Source organism: Thermoplasmata archaeon, assembly GCA_035632695.1.
Classification (GTDB): Archaea; Thermoplasmatota; Thermoplasmata; order RBG-16-68-12; family RBG-16-68-12; genus RBG-16-68-12.
The window spans coordinates 1-7,274 of the sequence record DASQGG010000137.1 but is presented as its reverse complement, the minus strand read 5'-3'; the positions used below and the strand labels follow the sequence as shown (position 1 = coordinate 7,274).

The 7,274-nt window shown below is 67.2% G+C and carries 7 protein-coding genes; 4 read left to right on the top strand and 3 right to left on the bottom strand.

All coding sequences use genetic code 11. The features are described 5' to 3' along the window. Positions 1–228 precede the first annotated feature (228 nt). Positions 229–1,674, bottom strand: coding sequence for a trimethylamine methyltransferase family protein (locus VEY12_08835; GenBank protein HYM40230.1), 1,446 nt, complete (start codon positions 1,672–1,674; stop codon positions 229–231). Positions 1,675–1,905: 231 nt separating this feature from the next. Between VEY12_08835 and VEY12_08830 the strand changes: the two genes are divergently transcribed. Both VEY12_08830 and VEY12_08825 read left to right on the top strand, forming a co-directional pair. Then, positions 1,906–2,433: a hypothetical protein gene (locus VEY12_08830; protein HYM40229.1), complete on the top strand. Its 528-nt coding sequence runs from the start codon at positions 1,906–1,908 to the stop codon at positions 2,431–2,433. A 26-nt stretch (positions 2,434–2,459) separates the two neighbouring features. After that, positions 2,460–4,298 carry an ASKHA domain-containing protein gene (locus VEY12_08825; protein HYM40228.1) on the top strand — a complete coding sequence of 613 codons (1,839 nt, stop codon included), beginning with the start codon at positions 2,460–2,462 and terminating at the stop codon, positions 4,296–4,298. Here the strand turns inward: VEY12_08825 and VEY12_08820 are convergent. Further along, entirely contained in the window at positions 4,267–4,557 is a 291-nt protein-coding gene (locus tag VEY12_08820; GenBank protein ID HYM40227.1) for a trimethylamine methyltransferase family protein, read from the bottom strand. The two genes, VEY12_08825 and VEY12_08820, sit on opposite strands and share 32 nt — an antisense overlap. 28 nt (positions 4,558–4,585) lie before the next feature. Beyond that, on the bottom strand, positions 4,586–5,257 hold the full coding sequence (locus tag VEY12_08815) for a corrinoid protein (protein ID HYM40226.1): 672 nt from the start codon (positions 5,255–5,257) through the stop codon (positions 4,586–4,588). A 72-nt stretch (positions 5,258–5,329) separates the two neighbouring features. Between VEY12_08815 and VEY12_08810 the strand changes: the two genes are divergently transcribed. Together VEY12_08810 and VEY12_08805 are read left to right on the top strand one after the other, a co-directional pair. Beyond that, positions 5,330–6,913: an NAD(P)/FAD-dependent oxidoreductase gene (locus VEY12_08810; protein ID HYM40225.1), complete on the top strand. Its 1,584-nt coding sequence runs from the start codon at positions 5,330–5,332 to the stop codon at positions 6,911–6,913. 111 nt (positions 6,914–7,024) lie between these two features. Next, positions 7,025–7,274, top strand: a 250-nt coding sequence (locus tag VEY12_08805) for a trimethylamine methyltransferase family protein (GenBank protein HYM40224.1), incomplete at its 3' end; no start/stop codon positions are given.

Sequence of the window (7,274 nt, the reverse complement as noted above, 5' to 3'; positions counted from 1 at the left end):
AAGCCGACCGTGAAGAACATCCCTCCGATGAATGCACCCAGGATGAGGATCAGCGTCACTCCCGAGATGAGCGGGAACAGGAGCAGCTCCTTGTCCTTTCGCAGGACGCGCAGGCTCGTCTTCGTCAACTGCCAGCCCGTTCCAATCCGTCCCATGGTCAGGTCTCCTGGATTCCTGTTCGCGACATCATCGTCACGTCCATCCTAAGCATTTGGGTGGAATCCCACGTCACGCCGCCGGGACCGCTACGCCCGCAGGTCGCTTCATCGCGCGCTTCACGAACGCGGTGAGCTTGGATTCGATCGCAGTCTCCAGGGGTGGGTCCACCGTGTGCTCTCGCAGGATGGCGTCGGCTCGACGCCGGGCTTTCTCGCACACATCAATGCCTTCCCGGGAGACGCGTGTGCCACGCAGGAAGGTCTCGGGAAGGAAGTGCTCTCGGCGGAAGTGGGAGAGCGTGTGCGGATGACCCAGGTACGAGCCGTGGAGTCCGGCCGCCTCGATGCCCTCCGTGGCCAGCGTGTCCTCGGTGACCTCGATGCCGTGAAGCACCCGGCGCACCGCGCCCGCGAGGTCGTCGTCCAAGATCATTTTCGCGTAGCTCGCGCTCAGACTCGATTCCAAGCTGCCTGCGACATCGTAGATGAAGTCGAAACCTGCGAGCGCCGAGAGCAGGAGGGTCGTCGCGGATTCGGCCCCCGCCTGGTAGTCCGAGCCCAGCGCTTCCGTATTCCCTCCCGTTCCCCGGGAGGGGATGCCGTAGTACCGGGCGAGCTGAGCCGCGCCCAACGAGATGAGTCCCGCTTCGGGTGCGCCGAGCGCGACCGACCCGTCCCGCATGTCCATCACGGTGGACACGCTGCCGTACAGGACGGGCGCTCCGGGATGCACCGCCTCGGCCACGGCGATCGAGGCGAGGACTTCTGCGTTCTGCTGGACGAGGACGCCCGCGAGCGTGGCCGGTGCGGTCCCGCCCGCCATGCACTCCGGCGGCATGATGCAGGGCTGCCCCGCGCGAGCGAACGCGACGAGGCCCTCCGTGGTCTCCTTCGCCAGGGTGAGCGGGCTCACGGGGTTCGTGAAACCCAGGAGGAGCGGGCGCTGGGCGAGTTCCTCCCGGCCTCCCGCCACGATGGCGGCCATGTCGATCGTGTCCTGCGCGAACTGCTTGCCCCAGTTGTAGCCGTCCAGGGACTTCGTGGTGAACTTGAATCCATACAGGAGCTCGTAGAGGTGGACCGCCTCGTTCGGGATGTCTCGGGGCCACACGACCCACGACGCGTGGTCGAGGAACGGAGAGGCGTCCGCGAGGCGGTAGAAGGACTCGACATCCTTCAGCGTAGGGGGCCGCACTCGGCCCTGTTCGTCCTCGACCTGGACCGCCGTCCCCATACTGCTGAAGTACGTTTTCCCCTCGCCGAAAGCAAGGACCCGGTCGGGCCCACGACCGTGCAGGTGGAAGCGGCTCGGTGCGCGCATCAGGAGCTCTTTCAGGAGACCCTCCGGAATCCGGACGACTTGGGTCAGATCGTCGTATGTGGCGCCGGCGGACCGCAGATAACTCGCTGCCTCCGGGTCGAGGATGCGCACGCCGGTTCGCTCTAGGATGCGCACGGTGGCCGCGTGAACCTTCTGCAACTCCGTTCGCGAGAACGGCTCCAACCGGAGCGTCACGCTCTTCCTCCCCCCAACCGAGCGGCCGCGTTGCGACGGACCATGGTCACGACTCCCCAGGAGCCGCGGCACCCAGGCAACGCGTCGGATGGCTCCGCGGGACTAATAGTTCCATTGTAATGACTGCATCGGTGCTCCCGTTCCGAAGCCGTGGTCCACCGCAACCCTGTCGGGCGTGAAGGCTAAGAGCCTCCGCCTCCCTTCCCGCGGCCAAGGAGGCGAGAAGCTCTCGTGGACTCCGTGGACCGAGACGTGATTCAACGGCTGGCCGCGCTCCGCGGCGTCCTCAAGGCCGTCCTCCTCGAGGCTCGTGACCGAGGCGCGCTCATCGTGCGGAGGACCCCCGAGGCGGCGGAGAACGCGGGCGTTGCGGAGGTCCTGTCCCGGCCCAGAATCGTGTGCCTCTTCAAGGATCCCACGTTCCGACCTCCACCCGAGCCCACGCTCCTCCTGGTGGACGAGGCAGGTGGGATCCTCGGCCGGGAAATCCTCCCAGGTGAATCCGTGCCGGACGATCGACGTGTGGCTCACCTGGGGAAGGATTTCGTCCTCTTCGCCGGCGTGCGCCCGCACGGCCGCTATCGCTTTCTCCTTCCTCCCGTACGCTTCCCGGAGCTCGAGAGATTCTCTGCGCTCGATCGCATCGTCTCCGCGAGTCCCGATTCGCCCCAGGACGACTACCTGCGGGAGCGTTTTGCCGTGCCGACGGGACAGCGGTACGCGTCCGTGCTCGTCGGGTACGCGGTGCGGAATGCTTAGGTAGCTTCACGCGCCTCCCTTCTCGCTTGGCACAGCCCGTCGCGATCTTCCAGCCCGAGGGCCGCCGCACGCGCGTGGGCGTGCGGGAGGACCTCCTGGACGCGGCCCGGCGTTGCGGCGTAGGCCTCGAGGACCTGTGCGCGGGCCGGGGGACCTGCGGGAAGTGCCGCGTCCTCGTCCGACGTGGCGGTGATCTCCTTCGGCCTCAAGGACGCTTTGAAGCCCACCTGACCAAGGAGGACCGCGCGCGGGGCATCCGTCTCGCCTGCCAGTGCCGGCCCGCGGGCGAAGGGATCATCGTGCTGGAGATTCCCCCGGAATCTCAGCGCAGCTGGCAGCGGCTCCAGACCTCGGGGCTCATGCCGGCCCACCGCGTCCGCCCGGACCTCCGGAAGGTGCGGGCGCCGCGCCCGCTCACGGAGGCGCAGCTGAGGGCCGCCGGATGGCGGGTTTCGTTGCGGACCCGGGCGTTGTTGAAGGCCGGCAAGCTCCCCGCGAGTGATCCTCGTCTGCTCGTGAGGGGGAGGGAGGTCCTCGGGTGCGTGGCAGCCTCGGACCGGGTTCTCGGGATGGCTTTCGATATCGGGTCGACCAAGATCGCGGGCTTCCTCATGGACCTGGAGACGGGAGAGGGCGTGGAGACCGTCTCCGCCCCGAATCCCCAGATGGTCCACGGCGAGGACATCATGTCCCGCCTCGCCTTCGCGCGAGCTTCCGCGTCCCAGGAGGCCATGCTCCACGATGAAGTCCTCGGGACCTTGAACGATCTGACCCGGAAGGCGTGCGGCCTCGCGCACGAACCCACGGACCGCGTGTTCGAGGTCGTGGCCGTGGGGAACACGGCGATGCACCATCTCTTCCTCGGCGAGCCCACGGAAAGCCTCTCGCGCGCTCCCTACCGACCGGCGACGCGCCGGGAGGAGATTCGCACCGCGGGGTCGTTCGGCCTGCGCGCCGCGTCCGCGGCACCCGTCATTGCGCCTCCGGTGGTCGCGGCGTTCGTGGGCAGCGACCTGGTCGCCGGCGTCCTGTCCACGCGCTTGGATCGATCGAGGGCGCTGCGGGTCTTCATCGACGTGGGGACGAACACGGAGATTTGCGCGGGCGACGGCCGCAAGCTCGTGGCTTGCTCCACGCCGTCCGGTCCCGCCTTCGAGGGGGCCCACATCCGATTCGGCATGCGCGCCGCGGACGGCGCCGTAGAGCGCGTCGCGGTGGAGCCCGAGACGTTCCACGTCGACTATCGGGTCATCGGGCGCATGAAACCCCGGGGCCTCTGCGGCTCCGCCCTTCTAGACCTGCTAGCCGATCTGTTCCGCACGGGGGCCATCGATGCCGCGGGCCGGCTCCAGAAACGGGCCGCCCCGGAACGGATTCGGAGGGTGGGCCGTCAGCTCGCGTTCCGCGTCGTCCCCGCAGACGAGACGTCCATCGGCCAAGATCTGCTCCTGACCCAGGACGATATCGGCCAGCTTCAGCTCGCCAAGGCGGCGATCCACGCGGGGATTGACATCCTGCTGGACACGCTTCGGCGACCGACCCGGGAAATTGCGACCCTGTACCTGGCGGGCGCCTTTGGAAGCTACCTGGCCCCGGAGAGCGCGCGTGCCGTGGGCATGCTCCCCGACATGTCCCTCGAGAAGGTCCAGTTCGTAGGGAACACGGCCGGATCGGGTGCGCGCCTCGCCCTGCTCTCGGTTCGGGAACGGGAGAACATGCGGCGGATTGCGAAGCGCATCCGGCACGTGCCCCTCGCGGGCGATCCCCGGTTCCCCAAGGCGTTCGCCTCCTCCCTGTTCCTGCCCCACCGGGACGCGTCCAGGTTTCCGAGCGTCAGGCAGCGCCGCGAGGGGCGTCGTCGATGAGGTTGTCGAGCTCGCGCACCACATCGGGGGTCAGGGGGTGCGGCGGAGGATGCGCGAGCGCGTTGACCACCTTCGCGCGAGCGCGTTCTTCGATCGTCCTCCGTCCGTCCGCCACCCAAAGATCGTAGCTCCGCCGGTCTACGAGCTTCGGCAGGAAGTGCTCCTGCCGGAGATGGTCCATCGTGTGCCGCTGGCCGAGGAACGTGCCGCCGATCCCGACCCTCTCGATCACGTCGAGGGCGAGGTGCTCGTCGTCCACCACGATCCCCTGCGGATGCCGCTCATGTCTACTTGCCGATGAGCTTCTGCGCGAGCCGCACGGCACCGCTCGCGTCGCCTGCCGTGCCGTCGGAACCGATCTCCTTGGCGTACTGCTCGGTGACCGGCGCGCCGCCGACGATGAACCGCTCCTTCGTGCGCACACCCTTGGTTTGGGCTGCCTTCAGCAGCTCCTTCATCCGCGGCATGGAGGTCGTCATGAGGGCCGAGACGCCGACGATTTCCGCGTGGAGGTCCTGGGCCTTCTTCAGGATCGCGTCCGAAGGCTGGTTCACCCCCATGTCCACGACGTCGAAGCCATTCGCCGTGAGCATCGTGGCGACGAGGTTCTTGCCGATCTCGTGGATGTCATCCTGAACCGTGGCAAGGACGACCTTGTGCGTTTCGCGCGCCTCCGCGGCGTCCTTCGGCACCAGTGGCTCCAGAATGGCCACCCCGGCACGCATCGTCTCCGCGGCCATCACGAGCTCGGGCAGGAAGAGTTCGCCGGCGCCGAACTTCTGGCCGACGTCGCGGATCCCGGCGGCCAGCCCCCTCTCGATTCCCTGGAGCGGGTTCATCCCGTGGTCCAAGGCTTCCTTGGCCAGGGCAGGCATCCCTTCCATGTCGTACTCGATGACGGCCTTCTTGAGTCGCGCAACGTAGTCCTCCGTGGTGTTCACCCCCGCCGAGCGGTGCACCGGGACTTCCCGAGGGGTGGAAAGTCTTTTGGCACTTACCTGACCGGCAAACCTTGAGATACCCCTCCCGGTTTGCCCGAGCGCCCGGGAGGCGGTGGGATCGCATCGTACGACGCGGTGGTCATCGGCGCGGGTCACAACGGCCTCGTCGCGGCGAACTACCTGGCGAAGGCGGGCCTCCGGGTCGTCGTCGTGGAACGGTCGGACCGTGTCGGCGGCGCCTGCGTCACCGACGAGATCGCACCCGGTTTCAAGGTGAACGCCGCGGCCTACGTCTCGGGCCTGTTCCGCCCCCAGATCATCGAAGACCTCGGCCTCACGAAGTACGGGTTGCGGCAGATCGCGTTCGATCCCCAGGCGTTCTGCCCGTTCCCGGACGGGCGCTACCTTCTCCTGTGGAGCGACGTCGAGCGGACGTGCAAGGAAATCGCTCGGTTCTCGACGAAGGATGCCGAGGGATATCGGAAGTATGCGGCATTCTGGGATTCGTTGTACGAGCTCATCGAACCCATGCTGCTCTCCGCGCCCGTCCCCATCGCGGACCTCGCCGGCCTCATGCGCGGCGCGGATGCCGAGGAACTGCTCCGGCGCCTCCTGTTCTTCAGCGCTAAGGAACTCCTCGACGAGTTCTTCGAATCGCCCGAGGTGAAGACGGCTCTCGCGAACCAGAGCATCATCGGACACTTCGCCGGTCCGTCGACCCCGTGCACGGCCTTCACCTTGAGCCACAACCTCCTTGGGAACGTGGACGGCGTCGCGGGCGCCTGGGGGTTCACGGTGGGAGGAATGGGCGAGATCCCGAGTGCGCTGGCCAAGGCGGCGCTTGCCCATGGCGTGGACATCCGGCTGAACACCGGGGTCGAACGAATATTGACCCACCACGGACGGGTCACGGGCGTCCGCCTCCCGGGGGGTCGCGTGATTGCCGCCAAGGCCGTCGTCTCCTCTGCGGATCCCAAGCGGACGTTCCTCTCCCTCGTGGATCCGGACGCCCTCCCGCCTGAGTTCCTGCGGGCGGTGCAGAACATCAAGATCCATGGAGCCGCCATGAAGGTGAACTGCGCGCTATCCGAGCTTCCCGACTGGAAGGCACTCCCGGGCGGGTCGGGCCTTCAGCACCGCGGCTCGACGTACATCTGTCCCTCGATCGAGTATGCGGAGGCTGCCTTCGAGGACGCCAAGCGCGGGATCCCTTCTCAATCGCCGTGGATGGAGGCGGTGACCCAGAGCGTCCTGGATCCCTCCGTGGCGCCTCCTGGACGGCACACGCTCTCCATCTACGTGCAGTACACTCCCTATCGGCTCCTTTCGGATTCGTGGGATGACCTCCGGGACTCGTACGCCGACCGAGTCATCGAAACGCTCGCGGAGTACGCGCCCAACGTCCCTCGCGCGGTCGTCGCTCGGCAGATCCTGACCCCGCTCGATCTCGAGCGCCGGTTCGGGCTGACGGAGGCCCATCAGGCGCACGGCGAAATGGGGCCCGACCAGTCCTTCTCCTTCCGGCCTGTCCCGGGCTGGTCCAACTACCGGATGCCCGTCCGAGGGCTGTACCTGTGCGGCGCCGGCACGCATCCGGGCGGTGGCGTCATGGGCGCCCCCGGCTACAACGGCGCCCATGCGGTCCTTGAGGATTGGAATCGGTTGAAGGAGTGAACGCGCTTCGCGGCGAGACTGCCGCGAGTCCACCGGAGCGGGTTCCGTACTTACCATATCCTCATGATTTTCGACCGGCTACCCGCGGGGCAGCGGTGCGAACCCGAGGAGGTGAAGACGGTGGCGAACTTGCGAACCCGGTTTCTCGAGCGGGGCGAGGAGGATCTCATTCACGAGCAGAGCCTCCGAAGTCTGCAGGAACTCGGCGTCCTGATCCACAGCGAATCCGTCCTGAAGATGCTGAAGGAGGCCGGGGCCGAGGTCGATCTGAAGACGGAGATTGCGAAGATCCCGGAGGCCTTGGTCAAGGACGCGATCAAAAAGGCGCCGCGGAAGATTCGCTATGCCTCGCGGGACGGGA